Origin of the sequence: Alteripontixanthobacter maritimus, assembly GCF_003340475.1 — a bacterium.
GTDB classification, from domain to species: domain Bacteria; phylum Pseudomonadota; class Alphaproteobacteria; order Sphingomonadales; family Sphingomonadaceae; genus Alteripontixanthobacter; species Alteripontixanthobacter maritimus.
In genome coordinates this window covers 185112-204327 of sequence record NZ_QBKA01000002.1, presented here as the reverse complement: position 1 = coordinate 204327, position 19216 = coordinate 185112, and the positions used below count along the sequence as shown (strand labels likewise).

17 protein-coding genes are annotated in these 19216 nt (G+C 63.1%); 5 read left to right on the top strand and 12 right to left on the bottom strand.

The genetic code is table 11. The annotated features are described in order from the left end of the window. The first annotated feature begins 31 nt into the window (after nt 1–31). Entirely contained in the window at nt 32–223 is a 192-nt protein-coding gene (locus tag HME9302_RS01105; protein WP_115365476.1) for a DUF1674 domain-containing protein, read from the top strand. A gap of 15 nt (nt 224–238) precedes the next feature. Here HME9302_RS01105 and HME9302_RS01100 read toward each other — a convergent pair whose 3' ends face one another. From HME9302_RS01100 to HME9302_RS01085, 4 genes are read right to left on the bottom strand one after another with little or no spacing between them, the layout of a single operon-like run. Next, nucleotides 239–1654 carry a cytochrome P450 gene (locus HME9302_RS01100; RefSeq protein ID WP_115365475.1) on the bottom strand — a complete coding sequence of 472 codons (1416 nt, stop codon included), beginning with the start codon at nt 1652–1654 and terminating at the stop codon, nt 239–241. Between the two features lie 57 nt (nt 1655–1711). Beyond that, on the bottom strand, nt 1712–2746 hold the full coding sequence (hemH, locus tag HME9302_RS01095; RefSeq protein WP_115365474.1) for a ferrochelatase: 1035 nt from the start codon (nt 2744–2746) through the stop codon (nt 1712–1714). After that, the gene (locus tag HME9302_RS01090) at nt 2743–5043 is read right to left on the bottom strand and encodes a molybdopterin cofactor-binding domain-containing protein (RefSeq protein ID WP_115365473.1); all 2301 of its coding nucleotides are present in this window, start codon (nt 5041–5043) and stop codon (nt 2743–2745) included. The genes hemH and HME9302_RS01090 overlap by 4 nt, the downstream gene beginning before the upstream one ends. Continuing rightward, nucleotides 5043–6119: an Mrp/NBP35 family ATP-binding protein gene (locus HME9302_RS01085; protein WP_115365472.1), complete on the bottom strand. Its 1077-nt coding sequence runs from the start codon at nt 6117–6119 to the stop codon at nt 5043–5045. Before HME9302_RS01085 ends, HME9302_RS01090 begins: the two co-directional genes overlap by 1 nt. A gap of 76 nt (nt 6120–6195) precedes the next feature. Here HME9302_RS01085 and hflK point away from each other — a divergent pair, with 76 nt between their 5' ends. From hflK to HME9302_RS01070, 3 genes are all read left to right on the top strand, one after another. Further along, complete coding sequence (gene hflK, locus HME9302_RS01080) at nt 6196–7416, top strand: protease modulator HflK (RefSeq protein WP_230079818.1); 1221 nt, start codon at nt 6196–6198, stop codon at nt 7414–7416. Between the two features lies 1 nt (nt 7417). After that, a complete protein-coding gene (gene hflC, locus HME9302_RS01075) occupies nt 7418–8266 on the top strand; it encodes a protease modulator HflC (protein ID WP_115365471.1) in 849 nt (282 codons plus the stop codon). A gap of 163 nt (nt 8267–8429) precedes the next feature. Beyond that, entirely contained in the window at nt 8430–9962 is a 1533-nt protein-coding gene (locus HME9302_RS01070) for a Do family serine endopeptidase (protein ID WP_230079817.1), read from the top strand. Nucleotides 9963–10043: 81 nt separating this feature from the next. On the opposite strand, the gene HME9302_RS01065 is transcribed toward HME9302_RS01070, so the two are convergent. The 5 genes from HME9302_RS01065 to HME9302_RS01045 all read right to left on the bottom strand — a co-directional run bounded on the left by HME9302_RS01065 (nt 10044) and on the right by HME9302_RS01045 (nt 14626). Continuing rightward, nucleotides 10044–10433, bottom strand: coding sequence for a hypothetical protein (locus HME9302_RS01065; RefSeq protein WP_115365470.1), 390 nt, complete (start codon nt 10431–10433; stop codon nt 10044–10046). A gap of 120 nt (nt 10434–10553) precedes the next feature. Continuing rightward, nucleotides 10554–12878, bottom strand: coding sequence for a transglycosylase domain-containing protein (locus HME9302_RS01060; RefSeq protein ID WP_115365469.1), 2325 nt, complete (start codon nt 12876–12878; stop codon nt 10554–10556). 149 nt (nt 12879–13027) lie between these two features. Next, a complete protein-coding gene (gene msrB, locus HME9302_RS01055) occupies nt 13028–13426 on the bottom strand; it encodes a peptide-methionine (R)-S-oxide reductase MsrB (protein WP_115365468.1) in 399 nt (132 codons plus the stop codon). Nucleotides 13427–13487: 61 nt separating this feature from the next. After that, nucleotides 13488–14162, bottom strand: coding sequence for a glutathione S-transferase family protein (locus HME9302_RS01050; RefSeq protein ID WP_115365467.1), 675 nt, complete (start codon nt 14160–14162; stop codon nt 13488–13490). A gap of 65 nt (nt 14163–14227) precedes the next feature. Further along, complete coding sequence (locus tag HME9302_RS01045; protein ID WP_115365466.1) at nt 14228–14626, bottom strand: hypothetical protein; 399 nt, start codon at nt 14624–14626, stop codon at nt 14228–14230. A 122-nt stretch (nt 14627–14748) separates the two neighbouring features. Here HME9302_RS01045 and HME9302_RS01040 point away from each other — a divergent pair, with 122 nt between their 5' ends. Beyond that, nucleotides 14749–16179, top strand: coding sequence for an NAD-dependent succinate-semialdehyde dehydrogenase (locus HME9302_RS01040; RefSeq protein ID WP_115367376.1), 1431 nt, complete (start codon nt 14749–14751; stop codon nt 16177–16179). 44 nt (nt 16180–16223) lie between these two features. On the opposite strand, the gene arfB is transcribed toward HME9302_RS01040, so the two are convergent. From arfB to pabB, 3 genes are read right to left on the bottom strand one after another with little or no spacing between them, the layout of a single operon-like run. After that, complete coding sequence (gene arfB / locus HME9302_RS01035; RefSeq protein WP_407641302.1) at nt 16224–16628, bottom strand: alternative ribosome rescue aminoacyl-tRNA hydrolase ArfB; 405 nt, start codon at nt 16626–16628, stop codon at nt 16224–16226. After that, nucleotides 16621–17337, bottom strand: a complete 717-nt coding sequence (locus tag HME9302_RS01030) for an RluA family pseudouridine synthase (protein ID WP_115365464.1) — start codon at nt 17335–17337, stop codon at nt 16621–16623. Before HME9302_RS01030 ends, arfB begins: the two co-directional genes overlap by 8 nt. After that, nucleotides 17334–19175: an aminodeoxychorismate synthase component I gene (pabB, locus tag HME9302_RS01025; protein ID WP_115367375.1), complete on the bottom strand. Its 1842-nt coding sequence runs from the start codon at nt 19173–19175 to the stop codon at nt 17334–17336. The genes HME9302_RS01030 and pabB overlap by 4 nt, the downstream gene beginning before the upstream one ends. Nucleotides 19176–19216: the final 41 nt, after the last annotated feature.

The following is a 19216-nucleotide window of genomic DNA, read 5'->3' as shown; positions in this document are numbered from 1 at the left end:
AACCGACCGCCACCCTGCGCATTTCAGGTATATGGCCCAATCGAAAACAGAACGCGCGACGAAACGCCCCGATAACTTCACCAAGCCCGAACATTGGAGCAACGACCCGCCGCCTGCGCCCAAGGCTCCGATACCGGAAGAAGAGCGTAATGATCCCGAAGGCCTAAGCCCGACGCGCTATGGCGATTGGGTTCATAACGGCATCGCCATCGATTTCAGTTGAATTAAGCCAGCCGGCTTAGAGGCGCACCAGCCGGATCTGCATACCGTCCTTCGGTTGCGGGATTGGCCATGCCTGCCATGCGGGATCGTACCCATCGGCCACTTCGACGCGGTAACGGGTCAGCATATGCGCCATCAGCACTTTGGTCTGCATGTACGCGAAATGTAGGCCGAGACACATATGCGCCCCGCCGCCGAACGGAACCCAGGCGTATTTGTGGCGCGCCCTCACCAGTTCGGGCGTGAAACGCATCGGATCGAACTTGGTAGGGTCAGGCCAATGTTCTTCCAGGTGATGCACCAAATGCGCATTGATCCCGACATTAGCGCCTGCGGGAATGGTGTACCCCTTGAACTCGAAGCTCTCCAGCGCACGGCGCGGGGTGCTGGGCACCGGCGGAATGAGGCGTAGCGCCTCCTTGAAAGCCATTTCCGTGAGTTCGACTTTGCCGAGATCGTCATAGGTCAGGTCGCGGCCTTCCCCGCCGACGGTCGCCATCAGTTCGGCGCGCAGTTTCTCCTGCCATTCGGGGTTCTTGGCGAGCAGGTAGACGAGCGAGGTCGCGCTCGACGTGATGGTGTCGTGCGCCGCCATCATCAGGAAGTTCATGTGGTCGACCACTTCGTCCACCGGCAGAAGCGTGCCATCTTCGCGCGTGGCGGTGGCAAACTGGCTGAACATGTCCTGGCCCATTTCGCCGTCCGCGCCCCGCCGCTTCAGCGTTTCTGCCGTGAAGAAATCAACTAGATAGGCGCGGCCGTCCACTCCGCGCTTCATCTTGGTAAAGGGCAGCGGCTTGCGGATTGGTGCGACGCTGGCCTGTACCATATCGACAAAGGCCTGGTTGATGCGGTCGGCTTCCGGTCCGAATGGCAGGCCGATGAAACTTTCCGCGGCGAGGTCCAGCGTCAGCTGCTTGATCGCCGGGTAGAAGCGCATGTCGGTTTCGGCCGCACCCTCTCCCCACGCTTCCACCTGCTTCGATATCCCGCGATTAAGCGCATCCGCATAATGCCGCATCGGGCCGGGCTTGAACGCGATGGACAGAGCGCGCCGATCTACCCGGTGATGGTCGAAATCGATCAGCATCAGCCCGCGCGGAAACAGCTTGTCGAGCACCGGGCCCCAGCCTTGCTTGCTGGAGAATATCTTGCCCCGGTCGAACAGCATCAGCTCGTTCGCATCTGCGCCCATCAGCGCGACGTTCCAGCGGCCAAAGCTGCGGACCTTGTATACCGGGCCATAGGTTTCATACATCCGCCGCGCGAAAGTGTGAGGGTCGCGCAGCTGAGTGAAGGTATGGCCGAAGAACGGCATGCCTGCCTCGCCCGGAATATGCGCCAGCGCATCGTCGTCCAGCAGCCCCTGCGACCAGTGTTCGGGACGGGTCGCCGCAAGGGCATCCTGCGTGGGGGCTGCGACACTGGCCATCGTAAAACTCCTTACTTACCCTGATGTAAGTAAGGCGGTTGTAAGTAAGCCGCGCGGCTAAATCCAGCCCGAAAGCTCGCGCCGGACGATCGTTTCCAGCATGGCCATGCCTTCGGGGCGGTCGTTGAGGCAGGCGAGCGTGGCGAAATGTTCGCCGCCCGCGTCAAGGAACTGCTCGCGCCCCTGGATCGCGATTTCCTCCAGCGTTTCGAGGCAATCGGCGGAGAATCCCGGCGTTGCGACCGCCATGCGCTTGGTCCCCGCATCCGCTTCCAGCCCGATGGTTGTGTCGGTCGCAGGCTCAAGCCATTTCGCCGGGCCGAAGCGCGACTGGAACGTGATGAGGATGCGCAGGTCCGGCCGCGCTAGCCTGTCTTCCAGCAGGCGCGCCGTCTTACGGCAATGGCAGTGATAGGGATCGCCCAGTTCCAGCGTGCGCTGCGGCATACCGTGGAAGCTCAGCAACAGCACTTCGGGGGTAAAATCCAGCGCGTCCAGCTGCGCGCCCAAATCGCTTGCCAGCGCACCGATATAGGCGGGGTCGTCGTGATAGGGCGGCAGGGTGCGCAGGCTGGCCTGCCAGCGCATCTTGCCCAGCGTTTCAGCGGCCTTGTCCACCACCGTCGCGGTCGTCGCGCCCGAATATTGCGGGTAGAGCGGAGCGAGCAAGATACGCTCGCACCCATCGGCCATTAGCGCCTCGATCCGGCTCTGGATCGACGGATTGCCGTACCGCATGGCCCAGTCCACCTTTACGCCCCCTGTTTCTGGGGCGCCCAGCATCGGTTGCAGCTTTTCCGCCTGCGCGCGGGTAATCGCGGCCAACGGTGAACCGTCCTCGGTCCAGACCTGGCTATAGGCATGCGCGCTCTTCTTCGGGCGGGTGTTGAGGATGATACCGCGCAGGATCGGTTGCCAGGCGATCGGCGGGATTTCCACCACCCGCCGGTCGGACAGAAACTCCGCCAGATAGCGTTTCACCGATTTCGTATCGGGCGCATCGGGCGTACCCAGATTGACGAGCAGGACGGCGATGTTCCCGCTGTTCACGGGCGGATGATCGGCGGGGAGCTGTTGCGGTTGGTGGGTCATAGGCCTTCTGAAAGTAGCGGCAGGCGGCGCAGGCGCAGGCCAGTGGCGGAAAACAGGGCGTTGGCGATGGCAGGCGCGGCGATGACCGCGCCTAGTTCACCGGGATCGAACGGAGCCTCGTCGGATGCGACAAACTCCACCGTGATATCGGGCGAACTGGCCAAAGTCGGCAGGTCGAGATCGGCCAGTGATCGCGCCGTGGGCAAGCCCTGCCGGTACCCGGTTGCGCTCCCGACCGCCAGCCCCAGCCCGTAAATCAGGCCGCCTTCGATCTGCTGGCGCGCAATATCGAGATTGACGATGCGCCCGATATCGACCGCTGCGTGGAGGCTGGTCACGCGCACGCCGCCGCTCGCTCCGCCATCCTCGCCCCCGCTATCCGGCCTCGCGGTGGCAATACAGGCAATACGCCCACCGCTTTCGGTATCGCCCATGCGGTGGCAGGCGAGCCCTTGTCCGCTGCGGTCCCCTCCGCCGCCCCATTGAGCGATGCGCGCCGCACGCTGGAGGCATTCCACCATGCGCGGATCGCCGCCGAGCATGGCGATGCGGTAGGATAGCGGTTCGCGCCCCGCCCTCGTCGCCACTTCATCGATGAAGCTTTCGGTGATGAAGGCGGTGATACCATGCCCCTGCCCGCGCATCGGTGCGACCGGCAGGCCGATATCGACGGGCGCATGTTCGACGGCGGCGGCGGGGAGATTATAGGGTGGCAGCGCGCCCTCCAGCGCCAGCGGATCGGGCTTGCCGACGCTTTCGCGGCGTGCAGCGGCGGGCGTCAGATTGCCGAACAGGCGGTGGCCGAATTCCAGCATGGCAGGCGGCGCAGCGATCCGCGTCTTCATCGTCCGCAACGTGCCATCGCTGGTCAGCTTGGCGGTGACCACGGCAGCTGCCGGAGTGCGCGGATAGCCTGCCAGATGTTCCTGCCAGCGCGACCATGTAAGCTGGACGGGCCGCCCCTCCATTTCGCGCGCCAGCAAGGCCGCCTCGATCGCATGGCCATGCTCCAGCCGCCGGTCGAAACTGCCGCCTGCGGGCATAGGGTAGAGCACTGTATCGGACAGCCTGACACCCACTGCCTTCGCCGCCGCTTCCCGCGCGCGCTCGGGTGCCTGCGCCGCCACCCATAATTCCAGCCGCCCGTCCTTCAAGCGTGCCGTGGCGGTGGTAGTTTCGAGCGTGGCATGGAGCGCCGGCGCAATATCGTATCGTAATGCGAAATCGGGGTCGTAGAAGCTGGCCTCCGCGTCACCGGACCGCGCCACGACTGCGGATTTTCCGCGCCGCACGCCTTCATCCAGCGCCGCCTCTATCACAAGGCTGTCAGCACGATCTTCTGCCCGGAATACTGGCGCAAGGTGGGCCAGCGCGCGTTCCGCCAGCCAGCTTGTTTCGGCAATCGCGGCCAGCCAGTCCTTGCCTTCCACGATCTTGATCAGCCCTGCCATGTCCTTGACGGCAGCGGTTCTGAAACGGCCGAGCGAAGCAGTTCCGGCAGGCGCATGACGGATCGCCGCATAAGTCATATCGGGCAGCCGCACATCCCCTGCAAACAACATGCTGCCATCGACCTTGGACGGCAGATCGAGGCGCGGGAATGTCAAAGTATCCTCGCCAATGCCGGGCAGCACGGTCTCCCCCGCCGGTTCCGCGCGCAGCACCAGCGGATCGGGTAGGTCCCGCTGTGCGGCATCGTCCGCCAGTTCGGCGAAGCTGGCCTGCTGCCGGTCGTGGCGTACGAACCCGTCCGCGACCGTGCAGGCAAGCGGATCGACATTCCAGCGCGCGGCTGCTTCTTCGGTCAGCATCATGCGCGCGGCCGCTGCCGCTTCCCGGCATGGCAACTCGTAGGCCTCCAGCGTGGAACCGCCGGCCGTCGCAGTGAAGCGGGTTTCTTGCGCGTAGCGGCTTGCGAGCCAGGAATCCTGCGTCATGTCGCGCAACATCGATGCACTGCCGGGCAACCATAGCGGAGCCCATTTCGCGGCCATCGGGATGTTGGCATAGGCTCCGCTGACAGGCGCAGGCTCGACCGCTATCTGCCGCCAGTCGGCGCCCAGTTCGGTGGCGATGATCTGCGGCAGGATGGTGGTGACGCCCTGCCCCATTTCCAGCTGCGGAACGGCAACCGTCACTACCCCGTCATCGCCGATCGTCAGCCATGCGCCAAAAGCCTGCTCGCCCCGGCCGGGCGTCAGCGGGGTGGAGAAATTACGTGGGGCAAGCCCCCACGCGGCCAGCAACCCACCGCCAAGGGCCGCGCCCACCAGCACGCCGCGGCGGGTAACGCCCATTAGGGGGCGGTTTCCCGGACAGGTTCCAGGCCCAGCTTCGCCGCCAGCGCATCGGCAATGGCAGCGAAGGCCAGGCCCTGCGGTCCGTCACTGAGGGCGGGCGGCACGCCGGCATCGCCAGCCTCGCGTATTTCGATCGCCAGCGGTACGCGGCCCAGCATGTCGAGCCCGCTTTCGCGCGCCGCATCTTCCGCTCCGCCGCGCCCGAACGGGTCGCTGATCTCGTGGCAATGCGGGCATTCGTAACCAGCCATATTCTCTACCATGCCCAGCATCGGCACGCCGCCTGTTTCGAACAGCTGCATCGCGCGTTTCGCGTCGATCAAGGCGAGGTCCTGCGGGGTCGAGACGATCACCGCGCCATCCGGTTTGAAGCGTTGCAGCATGGAAAGCTGCACATCGCCAGTGCCGGGCGGCAGGTCGACCAATAACAGCTCGGCCTCGCCCCAGTCGGCTTCGATCAATTGCGCCAGCGCATTGCCTGCCATCGGGCCGCGCCAAGCGATTGCCTTGTCGGCGGCGACCAGGTGACCCATCGACAGTAGCGTCACACCGTGCGGACTGGTGACGGGCTGCAATTGCTTGCCCCTGGCCACCGGTTTTGCGTCCTTCGTTGCCAGCAAGGTCGGCTGGCTGGGCCCATAAATATCGGCATCGACCACGCCCACTTTCACGCCGCGCCTCGCCAGCGCCACAGCCAGATTGCTGGTCAGCGTCGATTTGCCCACGCCGCCCTTACCAGAACCGATTGCGATCATGGTGCGTTTGGGTTTCGCCGCAGCCGGAACCGCCGTCTCGTCAGAAGAAGCATCCGGCGCACGGTCCGCCGTCATGGCCACGCGCACTTCGGCCACGCCGTCCACCTCGCCCAGCATGTCGCGGATCGCGGTCTCCAGCTGGCCGCGCTTGTCTGCCGCAACGCCGCTTGCGTCGAAAACGATGGTGGCGACGCCGCCTGCAAGCCGCGCCGACTGGACGCGCCCGGCCAGTTCGGACGGCAAGCGGTCGGTCAGGGATCGGCTGTCGCCAGCCGGTTCGGCGGCAGTGTCTGGCTCACGGTCGGTCGGTGCGGTCATCGCCGGGAGCCCTAGCAGCAAATTGTCCGCCCTCACCCCCTGTTTTTCCACGCGGGCTATCCCTATAAAAGAACCTATGAACATTATGGGCGGGTTTCAGAAGCGTTTCGGCCTTGCGATGGCAGGCAAGAATCCTTGGGGTGGCGGTAAATCGGGTGGTTCATCCGGTAGCGGCTCTGACAGCGATTCCGGTGGCGGAGATACAGGCGGCGGGAATGCTGGCAGCGGCGATACGGGCGGCGGCCCGCGCAACCCGTGGCTTCCCGGCGGCGGCAAGGGGTCGGATGGCACCCCGCCGCGTCGCAGCGCAAGTATCGAAGACATTTTCAAGAACCGCGGGCCCGAAGGTCCACGCCGCGGCGCGCCTGGTGGCGGGTCCGGCGGTGGTACAGGCTTCCGGATGCCCGAACGGCCCGGCGGGAAGAGCTGGTTTCCGCTGGCTATCGGCGCGATTGCCATTGTCTTCCTCGGCATGACCATGGCGCATCAGATCGGGCCGAAGGAAAAAGGCGTGGTCACCACGTTCGGTGCCTACAGCCGGACTCTCGATCCAGGTTTGAAGTTTACCTTCCCATGGCCATTCCAGTCGGTGAACGTGGTTCCCGTCAGCACCATCCGGTCGGAACGAATCCCCGATAATGGTCAGCAAAAGCTCATCTTGACCGGTGACCAGAACCTGGTCGATCTTTCCTACATCATTCGTTGGAATATCAAGGACCTGAAGCAGTTCCAGTTCCAGCTCGCCAGCCCCGAAGACACGATCCGCGAAGTGGCCGAGGCGGCGATGCGCGCTTCGGTCGCGGAAAAGACGCTGGACGACACATTCTCCGGTGCAGGCCGCGCAGAAATTGAGGCCCGGGTTCGGACGCGTATGCAGGCCATCCTCGACGCCTATCGCAGCGGTGTGGCCGTGCAGGGTGTGGAGATCGACAAGACCGATCCACCCGCCGAAGTGAACGAGGCGTTCAAGGACGTATCGGTGGCGGAACAGGACGCCAACGCCGCCATAAACACTGCGCGCGGTACAGCGCAGCAGATCCTTCAAACGGCGCAGGGTGAGACCGGCGCGTTCGATCGGGTCTACGAAGAGTATCGCCGCGCGCCCGAGGTTACTCGCCGCCGGCTCTATTACGAAACCATGGAACGTGTGCTGAGCCAGACGGACAAAACCATCGTCGAAACCGATGGGGTACAGACTTACCTGCCACTGCCGGAAATCCAGAAGCGTACGCAGGCGGGGCGTAATGCGGCCGCAGCCGCCACCCCGGCACCCGCGACTACCGAAGGGAGCCGCTGACATGGAAAACCTCTGGAATTCCTACAAGCTGCCGATCATTGCCGCCATCGTGCTGGCCATGATTGCGCTTTCCAGCATCGTGGTCGTGCCCGAGACGCAGCAGGCCGTGGTCATCCGCACAGGTGAGCCGGTACGTGTGGCCAACCGGTTTGAACCGGACCAGAACTTCGGCGACACAGGCGCTGGCATCGTGGGGCGTATCCCGCTGATCGAACGCGTTCAGATGGTGGACAAACGCGTTCTGAACCTGGCGATGGAAAACGAACAGGTCTTGTCGAACGACCAGCAGCGTTTGCAGGTCGACGCCTATGCCCGCTTCCGCATCATTGATCCTGTGCTGATGGTGGAAACCGCAGGCGATACCGAAGGCGTGCGCAACCAGCTGGAACCGATCCTGAACTCCGTGCTGCGGCAGGAACTCGGCCGGCGCACCTTTGCCGCCATGCTAACGGCCGAGCGCGGCAATGCCATGCGCAATATTCGCGACAATCTTGACAAGGAAGCCCGCCAGTACGGTGCGCAGGTCATCGACGTGCGAGTGAAGCGCACCGACCTTCCCGAAGGCACGCCGCTGCAATCCGCCTTCAACCGGATGCGTACTGACCGTGAGCGCGAGGCTCGCACCATACGTGCGACCGGTGGCCGCAACGCCCGGATTATTCGCGCGGATGCCGATGCGGAAGCGGCGCGCATGTATGCCGAAAGCTATGGGAAGGATCCCGGCTTCTACGACTTCTACCGCGCCATGCAGAGTTACGATGCGACTTTCGCCAAAGGCGCGGAAGGCGAATCTAGCATCATCATGTCGCCCGACAACGAGTATCTGCGCCAGTTCCGGGGAAGTCGCTAATCGGTCTAGCATGTACGATGGTCGATCGGGGACAGGCGGTGGACGTAAGTGTTCAAAGCCGGTTCACCCGCCAAAGCCATGATACGGCAATTCGAGGGATAGTTTACAATGTGGGCCCCTTACGGCCCGCCCGAACAAAAAGGAACGAGAGGACGTGAAGCCAGTGCGTTATGTATATGGACTGACATCGGCATTGCTGATGGGCGGCGCCGCAATTTCCCTCAGCACCGGATATCCCGCAGGCGCGCAGGTCGCCCAGAACGACGACCGCCGCATGGCTCAGGTCGTCCCGCGAGCGGGCGCTCCTGAAAGCTTCGCCGATCTGACAGAGCAATTGCAGCCGGCAGTGGTCAATATTTCCACCCGCCAGCGCGTCGAAGTGCAGGCAAATCCCTTCGCCGGATCGCCCCTCGCCGAACTGTTCAATCGTCGCCGGGGACAACAGGGCCAGCAGCGCGGCGAGCCGCAAATTCGTGAAGGTCAGTCGCTCGGCAGCGGGTTCTTCATCTCTGCCGACGGTTACGTGGTGACCAACAACCACGTCGTCAGCCCGGCGCGTAACGGTACGGTGACCGAAATTACCGTGACTCTCCCCGACGGGACCGAATACGAAGCGGAATTGGTTGGGTCCGACAGCCAGTCCGATCTCGCGGTGTTGAAAGTGACCGGGAACGGTGCTTTTCCGTTCGTCACATTCGGCGATTCCGCACAGGCTCGCGTCGGTGACTGGGTTATCGCGATCGGCAACCCGTTCGGCCTGGGTGGTACGGTGACCAGCGGGATCGTATCTTCCGTCCTTCGCAATACCGGTGACGGCGCATATCAGCGGTACATCCAGACCGACGCCAGCATAAACCGTGGTAATTCCGGCGGACCATTGTTCGACATGCAAGGCAATGTAATCGGCATCAACAACGCGATCTTCTCACCATCGGGTGGCAGCGTCGGTATCGGTTTCGCCATCCCATCGGAAGTGGCCGCACCGATTGTGTCGAAACTGCGTGCAGGCGAGGAGATTTCGCGCGGCTATCTCGGTATCGAGTTTGCCCAGATCAATGATGATCTGGCCGACTCGCTCGGTCTGGAAGAAAAGGGCGGTGCGTTCATTCAGAACGTCATCGATGATGGGCCAGCATCGAGGGCAGGCTTGCGTGAAGGTGATGTGATTGTTGCCGTCGGCGGCGAGCCGGTTACGAATGACGAACCGCTCGGTTATCTGGTGGCGAATATCGCGCCCGGTCAGACCGCTCCGATGACTATCATCCGCAACGGCGACCGCCGCAGGATCAATGTCACTATCGGGAAGCGCCCATCCGAAGAGGAAATGCGCCAGTCCCAGATGTTCGGTCAGGACGACGAGGACAATGCCATGCCTCAGCCAGAGGCTGACGACGCGGTGCAGGAGTCGCTCGGACTGAACCTGGTTCCCCTGACACCACAAATTGCCCGCCAACTTGGGGTCGATACCGATATGCAGGGTTTGGCCATCGCGTCGGTCAATCCCAATTCGGACGCGGCGCGTAAAGGTTTGCAGCGCCGCGATATCATCCTGTCGGCCAATTACCGGGATGTAGCGACCGTCACCGATCTGGAGTCCGTCGTGGCTGCGGCCAAGAAAGATGGACGTGAAGCCGTACTGCTTCGTATCCGGCGTACCAACGGACAACGCGTCTATGTACCGGTGCGTCTGCGCTAGCCGGACGGGTTTCAAACCAATCGAAAGGCCTCCGGCACGACCAGTGCCGGAGGCCTTTTTCATTTGCGAAGTCCTGTGGCCTTATTTCACCGACATGTTCCAGCGGTTCTTGCACACCCAATCGAAGGATGATTTCGTCGAGCCAACGGCATTGTAACTGACATCGCCCGACGCGCGGTACGTATAGTATTTGTAATCCGAATTACCCCGGATACCGAACGCGCCGCAATCCCTGCCGCCATCGTTTTGGTCATGGCAAACCTTGGCATAGATGCGCTCACCGCAGACATTCCGGTACGTGACCGTAATCTTGTCCTTGTTCCAGCTGTGGTCTGACTGGCGGATGCATTTGCCGCCACGCGGTTGTTTGGCATCCCAGCACCCGTCGTTATCGACGGAACTTGAATAGCTTGCATTGGCGGAACTGGCCGCGACGAGCACGGCGGCGGCAAGGGTAAAGCGAATGGACATCAATTATCCTCCTGTCTGACCATCGTGTCGATGGCGGTGGAGAAGTTCTAGCCGCCCGGGTGCGGCTTGGCCGTGACGCGGATCACGGCGCCCGAACCGATGCCCGAATTCATGCCGGTTTCAGTTTGCAGGAGCCTGCCGGGCAGGCCCCGCCTGAAACCGGTCCGATTGAGAAGGCGAAGTTGCCGGGGCATCGCGCGGGTCTTGCCGAGGAGCGGGCGCCGGCCCCGGTGCGGGCGGAAGCCGTGGGTCGCGCGGCGCCGGCCTGGTTACCGCTCCACCGGGGTTGCCGGTTCCAGGACCTGGACTGGCCCTGTCGCGAGTACGTGCGCTGCCAGCGTTACCGCCGCCGCCAATAGCCTGCCGCAGGAAATCGTCGCTGGCTGCCTGGTCGGGCTCCGGCACAATGTCGGGCGTGCGGGGGCGGTCGACAGGAGCGCGGGGCTGGCGTTCGCCCGACTGGTCGAAAGGCGAATTGCCCTCCCCATATCTGCGGCCCGGCTCCACCAGATTGCCCTGATCGTCGACATAGTAATACTCGTCCGGATCGCCGTAGAGAAACTCGTCATCAGGCTCGAGCTGCCATTCGGGCAGTTTCAGATCGGTGTCGAACGGTTCGATTGGGCGGTCTTTCACGGCATAGCGCATATAGGCCGCGAACGCCTGCGCCGGGGCCCGGCCGCCCTGCAGGCCCGACACCTTCCGATTGTCGTCCCGCCCCATCCACACGCCGGTGGTGATGCCGCTGGAAAAGCCCACGAAGTAGCCGTCCTTGTTGCTGCTGGTGGTGCCGGTCTTGCCCGCGACCGGCCGCCCGATCTGCGCTGCGCGGCCTGTGCCGGTCGCAACTGCGGTCTGGAGCAAATCGGTAATACCGGCAGCGACGTAATCCGGCACCAGCTTCACCTGCCGCGCGTCTTCATGTTCGTACAATACATCGCCGCTCGCCGCAGTGACCTTCACGATGCCGTAAGGCGTGATGGAATTGCCGCCCGCCGACACGCCGGCAAAGGCGCGGGTCATGTCGATCAGCCGCGTTTCGCTGCTACCCAGCACCATGGCGGGATAGGTGGAAATGGGCGTGGTGATGCCAAACCGGCGCGCCATCGATGCGACCGTTCCGAAGCCCACTTCGTTGCCCAGCTGCGCCGCCACCGTGTTCTTGGAATAGGCAAATGCCGTGCGCACATCGATATCGCCGGCATAGCCGCCGCCTGAATTGCGCGGTGTCCAACCTTCGATCGTTACCGGAGTATCGACCACCCGATCATCCGGTTTGTACCCCGCCTCCAGCGCCGCCAGATACACGAACAACTTCCAGCTCGAGCCGGGCTGCCGCACGGCGTCCGACGCGCGGTTGTAATTGGTGGTCACGTAATTCGTGCCGCCGATCATGGCGAGGACCGCGCCGTCGCGGTCGAGACTGACCAGCGCCCCTTCGCTACCGCTGGGGACATTGGAATTGATGGACGTGCTGGCGGCCTCCTGCATCCCCACATCCAGCGTGGTCCACACTTCGATCGGCTCGAATGTCTCAGGCAGCAGCAAATCGAGCTGCGGGATCGCCCAGTCGGTGAAATAGCGTACCGAGTTCTGGCTGCGGTCCTGCTTCAGCTTGACGGTGGTCGGATCGACATTGGCCTGGCTGGCCGAAATGCGCCCCTGTTCGCGCATCAGGCGCAGCACCACATTCGCGCGGCCGACCGCTGCATCGACATCGGCGGTGGGGGAGAACCGGCTCGGTGCCTTGACCAGCCCGGCAATGATGGCCGCCTCCGCTGTCGACAGATCGGTACCAGGATGGCTGAAGAATTTGCGGCTGGCGCTGTCTATCCCATAAGCGCCGCCGCCAAAATAGACCTTGTTGAGATATAGTTCGAGGATCTGCTCCTTGGAAAACTTGCTTTCCAATGCCATCGCCAGCACCGCTTCGCGCATCTTGCGGTCGAGCGTGCGATTGGAATTGAGGAAGATATTGCGGGCGAGCTGCTGAGTGATGGTAGACGTCGCCGACACGCGCCGGTCGTCGGTGAACGAGGTGTAGAGCGCGCGGCCCAGCCCCAGCACATCGACGCCGAAATGCGAATGAAACCGGCGGTCTTCCACCGCGATCATCGCGTCCTTCATAACCGCCGGGATTTCGCTGGAATCCAGCCATTTGCCGTAGCTCGGACCCAGTTCCACGATCTCGGTGCCGTCGCGTGCGCGCACCACGATGGTCTGTTCGTTGCTCTGCGCTTTCAGTGCGTAGTAGCTGGGCAGCGAACGCGCAGCGAAGCCAACCGCCACCGCGACAAACAGCGCGCCGAGCAGCACGGTGCCGAACCCGAAAAACACCAACCGCCTCGTCCAGCGGGAAAAGGCGGAACGCGGTTTTTCCGCCGCGGCGTTTTCCGCTTTCCTGCGCCTTTCCGACTTGCGGCGGCGACTTCCGCGCTGGCTCATCTGGCTCGTCTGACCCCGTATGTGTTGCTGCAATCCCCCATCGGAATGCGCACGATGGACCGTGCATAGGGATTACATAACTAACCGTGAACGGCAAACAGCCAATTGCCTGTCTGCCGGAGTCTCACGTCATCGGCTCGGCCGGTCGATCAGCCTTCCGGTTCGAAATCCAGCGCCGCGCTGTTGATACAATAACGCAAGCCGGTCGGCTGCGGGCCATCGGGAAACAGATGGCCTAGATGCCCTTCGCACACCGCGCATTTCACTTCGGTGCGGACCATCCCGTGGGACGTATCGCGTTCCTCCTCGATCGCATCGCCTTGCGCCGGGGAGGTGAAGCTCGGCCAGCCTGACCCGCTGTCATATTTATCGCTGCTGTCGAACACCTTGGTGCCGCAGGCGGCGCACAAATATTCGCCGTCCTGCTTGTTCTTGTCGTATTTTCCCGTGAAGGCACGCTCCGTCCCACCTTCACGCAGCACCTGATACTGTTCAGGCGACAGTTTTTCGCGCCATTCCGCGTCGGTCAGGGTCATCTTGTTGGTCATGGAAATCTCCTTCGTTGGGGAAGGATATGGGCATTTGGTGCCAGCTATCAATCAGGCGCTATCAATCCACATCAAGCTGCGCGTAATGGGCAGGCGGATGGATACCTTCCATCTTTTCCGCCAGCAGGGGCCGGAAACTGGGGCGGCATTTGAAGGTGAAATACCAATCGCGGCTCTGTTCGTGACCCGCCCAGTCGATCCCGCCGAGGTAATCGGCGACCGAAATCTGTGCAGCGGCTGCAAGATCGGCCATGCTTTTCGTGGGTCCAGCCAGCCAGGCGCGCGTATCGATCAGCCAGTCAATATAGTCGAGATGTGCGTGCGCATTCTTCATCGCTTCGCGCAGAATGCCGGAATTGGGCGGTTCGCGCAGGAACAGGCGCTTCTTCATGCGCTCGTGCATGAGCGGAGCCGTCACATCGCCATAGAAGTTCTCATCAAACAATGCAGTCAGGCGGCGGATTTCCGCCCGATTGACCGCTGTGCCGTTAATCATCGGCGCCTGTTCGACCGTTTCTTCGAAATATTCGCAGATCGCGCGGCTGTCGCACAGTGTGCGGTTCTTTTCCGCATCGTGCAGCACCGGGGTGCGGCCTGCCGGATTGAGGGCGTAGAATTCGTCGCCCGCGCTCCACGGTTCGACGCGCTGCAATTCATAAGGCACGCCCTTTTCGCTCAGCAGCAGGCGAACCTTGCGGCTGAACGGGCAGAGCGGAAAATGAAAGAGGCGCCACATGATGCGCCTCATGCAACAGGCGCGGCGGCGAATCCAGCGCCATCGGTGCCGCTATGCGATCCGGACTAAAGGCCCGACGCGTCGAGGAGCATCAGACAGGTCGGCATGATCGCTTCCAGCCCGCCATCGGCCTCGAGCGCAATGCGTTCTTCTTCTACTGCGGCCATGATCCAGACGCGCGAATATTCTGCGCTATCCATCACACCGGCCAGATTACGGACGAAAAATTCGCGGCCCGCAGGTCCGATCTTCGGATAGGGCCCGTTCTCGTCGCCCGGGGTTTGGCCCGCACCCTGCTTCTGCGCCACCATCGCCAGCGCCACCGAGCATCGCAGGGCGGTCTGCTCCTCCAGCGACAATCGCGGACGCACCGGTTCGGCCTGCATAGCCGGCGGAGGCGCAGCGGTATCGGCCGTCTGCATGGCAAGGGGGAGTAAGGCGGCAGCAAAAATAGATGTGAGCATGGCAAAAGCTGTAGCGCAGGAAATATGAACCCGCCATGCTTGACGCGCGCCCGCCCCTGCCTTCAACGCCGCAAACCATGACAGCAATCGTTGTTGCATCTGCTTTGCCCGGAGAAACCGCCATGACCGATTACCCCGCACTCCATAATCTCATCGCTGGCGAGCAGGTGACAGGCGGCGGGCGCGAAACGTTCGACGTGCTGGACCCGGCCACAGGTGCTTCGCTGGGCCATTTGCCCAAGGCGACGGCGGACGATCTGGACCGCGCGCTGCAAGCCGCCGACGAAGGGTTCAAGACATGGCGCGCCACACCGGCGGCCAAACGCGCTGGCATTATTATGAAAGCGGCTGCCCTGCTGAAAGAGCGCGCCGCAGACATCGCCCACTCGCTCACCCGCGAACAGGGCAAACCGCTGGCGGAAGCCAAGGGTGAGGTGATGTACACCGCGATGCTGCTGGAGTTTTACGCCGGTGAATGCCAGCGGCTTTACGGCCGGTTGCTGGTTCGGCCAGAAGGGGCGCGTGCCGAAGTCCGATACGAACCCGTCGGGCCGATTGCCGGGTTTGCGCCGTGGAACTTCCCCATCATCAATGTCGTGCGCAAGATCGGCGGCGGAATCGCTGCTGGCTGTTCCGTAATCGTGAAGCCTTCCGAAGAAACGCCGGCCAGTGCGCTAGCGCTGGTTCAGGCATTCCTCGATGCTGGTGTGCCCGGAAATGTGGTGCAGTGCGTGTTCGGCGACCCCGATATGGTCAGCCGCCATCTGATCGACAGCCCGGTCATCCGCAAGATCACCTTCACCGGTTCCACCCCTGTGGGCAAGCATTTGGCCAAGCTGGCGGCGGAGGACATGAAGCGCGTCACCATGGAACTGGGCGGTCATGCGCCGGTACTGGTATTTGCCGAAGCTGATATCGACAAGGCGCTCGACACCATGGCAGCGACCAAGTTTCGCAATGCCGGGCAAGTCTGCATTAGCCCGACGCGCTTCCTGGTCGAGGATTCCGTGTTCGAGGAATTTCGCGACGGCTTCGTGGAACGGGCCAAGGCGATTAAGGTCGGTAACGGGCTGGAAGACGGCACGCAGATGGGCCCGATGGCCAACCCGCGCCGCCCCGACCAGATCGGCGGAATGGTTAGCGACGCGGCCGACAAGGGCGCCACACTGCATACGGGCGGAGAGCGGATCGGCAATCAGGGGTTCTTCTTTGCGCCGACCGTATTGAGCGATGTGCCTTTGGAGGCCGACATCATGAATGAGGAACCGTTCGGCCCCATCGCGCTGATCAACCGCTATGCTGGGGAAGACGAGATGATCGCGGAAGCCAACCGCCTGCCATACGGCCTGGCCGCTTATGCCTGGAGCAACGACGTCGCCCGCCGCCGCCGTCTGGCGGACCGCATCGAAACCGGAATGTTGGGCATCAACAGTGCGGGTTTAAGCGCGGTCGACGCGCCGTTCGGCGGCGTCAAATGGTCTGGCTATGGCAGCGAAGACGGGCCGGAAGGCGTGATGGCCTGCATGGTCACGAAAACGGTGCACGAAGGGTAAAAAGGGTGCGGGCCGCAGCAAACATGCTGCGGCCCGGTGGTCATCTACCATTCCACCTTGCCGCGCTTCGTTTTTAGGTCCCCGCGGGCCTTCTTGCCCTTTAGCCGCTTGACCTTGCCGATGCGGTTCACCCGCGTTTTGGCTCGTGTCTTGGGTTGTTTCAGCGCTTCGTTCAGCAGTTCCGCCAGCCGGTTGCGCGCATCCGTGCGGTTGGCTTCCTGCGTGCGGTAATTGCGCGCGGTCAGCACGATGTCACCGGCCTGTGTCATCCGGCTTCCAGCGAGAATTTTTAGCCTGTTGAACACCGCCGGGGCTAGCCGCAGCGCATAGGCGTTGACGCGCAACTGCACCGCGGTCGCCACCTTGTTCACATTCTGCCCGCCCGGGCCGGAGGACGCGATAAAGCTCTCTTCCGCCAGCGCGTGCGCCCGGTCGATCAGGTCAGCCATCATGGGCTTCCGGCACGCGCTCTGCAGACTCGCCGGGATCGGCGAAGCCCAGCGCGAGGAAATCTTTCGGCATGGGGGCAGCGGCCTGGATCAAATCTTTCTTCTCGCGTGGCACGACCAGTCCGGCGGCGTGCAGCATGGTGCGCGGCGCGCCTTTGCCGCGACCCTTTTCGGGACCGTAGATCGGATCGCCCAGCAGCGGGAAGCCAAGCCCGGCCTCGGCATGGATACGGATCTGGTGGGTGCGCCCGGTTTCGGGGCGGAATTCAACCAGCGTCCTACCTTCCAGCCGCTCGACCACGCGCCAATGTGTGACGGACGGCTTGCCCTTGCGCGCCGCAATCATGCGCCAGCCTTTCTCTGCGCTGCTGATCTTGGCAAGGCTTAATTCGATGGTGCCTTCGTCTTGTGTCAGCGGCCCGGCGACCACGCCGAGATAGCGTTTTTCCACCAGCCGTTCCTCGAACGCGCGGGCTAAGCGTTTCAGCGCCTTGGGATTGCGCGCCAGCAGCAGGCAGCCGGTGGTATCGGTATCCAGCCGGTGGACTGCGGAAGGCGGCCGCTGGAAACCCAGCTTCAAGTGCTCCCAGTGATCTTCGAGGCACGGCCCGCCCTTGCGCGGCCGATCGACCGAGACACCTGCAGGCTTGTCGATCACAAGTGCCTCGGCATCTTCGAACAGAATAGGGATATCGCCGACTTGGATCATGGCAGGAGTTTCGCTTTCATCAGGCCGCGCACCGCGTTGCCAAGGCTGAATCCGTCAGCCAGATCGTCAAGAGTAAGCCGCGCTTCGGTCGCGCGGCCTTGTTCCATAAGGGATCGCCGCAAGACACCGGGCAATAGGCCGGAAGCGGCAGGCGGCGTTAGCAACGCCCCATCGCGCTCTACAAAGATGCTGGACCATGCGCCCTCCGTCAGGGAGCCGTCGGGAAGGACGAACAGGGCCTCGTCCGCACCGGCTTCTGCCGCAATTTCGCGTGCGTCCTCGTAGAATTCCCGGTCGGTGGTCTTGTGACGCAGCCGCCAATCGCCCGGCCCGACCGGCAGAGGAAGCGCGATGCAAGGTAGCGGTACAGCGGACTCCGCCGGCAAAGACGCCAGTTCCAGCGCGATATGGCCACTGCGCGCCAGTTGCAGGCGCAATTTTGCAGATGCGTCGTGATCGAAGCACAGCGCCTGAATCTGGTTGCGCGCCGCGTGCCGGTCGAAGCTGAAGCCAAGCTCGATGGCGCTCGCCTTCATCCGTTCCAGATGCAGTTCCAGCAGCGGAATACCTGTTTCAGGCTCGAACCGCATCGTCTCGATAAGGTCGAACCCGGCCACGCTGGCCCGCACTGAACTGCCGCGCGCTGAACTGGCGCGCGCAAAACCGCCTTTTAGGATGCATTCGCGCCATTCGTCCATCGGATCGCTGTCGGCCACGATCGCGCTGCCGACACCCAGCACGGCATCGCCGCGACCGTTCTCGATCTCAGTCAGGCGCAGCGTGCGGATAGCCACGTTGAAGGCCGCGCTGCCGTCGACGCCGATCCGGCCCATCGCACCGCAATAGGCTCCCCGCGCATCGCGCTCGATCGCGCTGATGAGTTCCATCGCGCGGATTTTCGGCGCGCCGGTAATCGATCCGCACGGGAAGATCGCGCGCACCAGGTCCATTGCAGTCTTGCCGTCTGCCAAAGTGGCGCGCACCGTGCTGACCATCTGGTGCACGGTGGGGTAGCTTTCGACGGCGAACGGCGCGTCCACCCGCACCGATCCGGGCTGCGCCACACGCGACAGATCGTTGCGCATCAGGTCCACGATCATCAGGTTTTCCGCCTTGTCCTTGACCGATCCGGCGAGATCCTCGGCAAGCGCGGCATCCTCCGCGGCATCGCGCCCGCGCGGCCGGGTGCCCTTCATCGGCTTCACCTTCACGGCGGACCGGTCGTGCGTGAAGAACAGTTCGGGCGACAGGCTGGCGAGCCAATGCGATCCATCGAACAACAGCCCGCCATATCCGGCTTTCGCATCCTGCCGCAGCGCCCGGTAAAGCGCCACCGGATCGCCCGTGAAGCTGCCTGCCAGCGGGAATGTCAGATTGGCCTGGTAGATATCGCCCGCCCGGATCGCCTCCTGCATTGCCGCGAATTTTTCCAGATACGCGCCGGGTGAAATTTGGGGGCCAAGCGGACCCAGCGACGAGCTGCCCGAACCGCTCTCGCCCGAATCCTGCGCAGCCAGCCATCCATCGACTTCGCCAGCGGGAATTATCGTAACGTCATAGAACAGGCCCAGCCATACCAGCGGCCCCGCCGCGCCGGTACGATCATCTGCCAGGGATGACAGGCGTGGTTCGAGAGCCAGCCCCGCTTCATAGGCAATGATGCCTGCCAGCGTCCCACCCTGCGTCCGGCGTGCGTCGTCCGCGGCGGTCAGTACGCCTGCAACCTCGTCTGCCCGGCGCGCAATGAACATCTCACGCGGTCCCGAAAACAAATGTGCGTCCGCCGCGCCGTTTTCGCGCGCATCGTCGAGCAGGAGGAAGGGCTGTCGCTTCGCCATATCGCCTGCCATAGAGCGGCCTACGCAAAATGGAACACCGA

Coding starts and splice junctions, on each gene's coding strand:
- HME9302_RS01105 (WP_115365476.1), top strand. CDS start 32: ATGGCCCAATCGAAAACAGAACGCGCGACGAAACGCCCCGATAACTTC.
- HME9302_RS01100 (WP_115365475.1), bottom strand. CDS start 1,654: ATGGCCAGTGTCGCAGCCCCCACGCAGGATGCCCTTGCGGCGACCCGT.
- hemH (WP_115365474.1), bottom strand. CDS start 2,746: ATGACCCACCAACCGCAACAGCTCCCCGCCGATCATCCGCCCGTGAAC.
- HME9302_RS01090 (WP_115365473.1), bottom strand. CDS start 5,043: ATGGGCGTTACCCGCCGCGGCGTGCTGGTGGGCGCGGCCCTTGGCGGT.
- HME9302_RS01085 (WP_115365472.1), bottom strand. CDS start 6,119: ATGACCGCACCGACCGACCGTGAGCCAGACACTGCCGCCGAACCGGCT.
- hflK (WP_230079818.1), top strand. CDS start 6,196: ATGAACATTATGGGCGGGTTTCAGAAGCGTTTCGGCCTTGCGATGGCA.
- hflC (WP_115365471.1), top strand. CDS start 7,418: ATGGAAAACCTCTGGAATTCCTACAAGCTGCCGATCATTGCCGCCATC.
- HME9302_RS01065 (WP_115365470.1), bottom strand. CDS start 10,433: ATGTCCATTCGCTTTACCCTTGCCGCCGCCGTGCTCGTCGCGGCCAGT.
- HME9302_RS01060 (WP_115365469.1), bottom strand. CDS start 12,878: ATGAGCCAGCGCGGAAGTCGCCGCCGCAAGTCGGAAAGGCGCAGGAAA.
- msrB (WP_115365468.1), bottom strand. CDS start 13,426: ATGACCAACAAGATGACCCTGACCGACGCGGAATGGCGCGAAAAACTG.
- HME9302_RS01050 (WP_115365467.1), bottom strand. CDS start 14,162: ATGTGGCGCCTCTTTCATTTTCCGCTCTGCCCGTTCAGCCGCAAGGTT.
- HME9302_RS01045 (WP_115365466.1), bottom strand. CDS start 14,626: ATGCTCACATCTATTTTTGCTGCCGCCTTACTCCCCCTTGCCATGCAG.
- HME9302_RS01040 (WP_115367376.1), top strand. CDS start 14,749: ATGACCGATTACCCCGCACTCCATAATCTCATCGCTGGCGAGCAGGTG.
- arfB (WP_407641302.1), bottom strand. CDS start 16,628: ATGGCTGACCTGATCGACCGGGCGCACGCGCTGGCGGAAGAGAGCTTT.
- HME9302_RS01030 (WP_115365464.1), bottom strand. CDS start 17,337: ATGATCCAAGTCGGCGATATCCCTATTCTGTTCGAAGATGCCGAGGCA.
- pabB (WP_115367375.1), bottom strand. CDS start 19,175: ATGGCGAAGCGACAGCCCTTCCTCCTGCTCGACGATGCGCGCGAAAAC.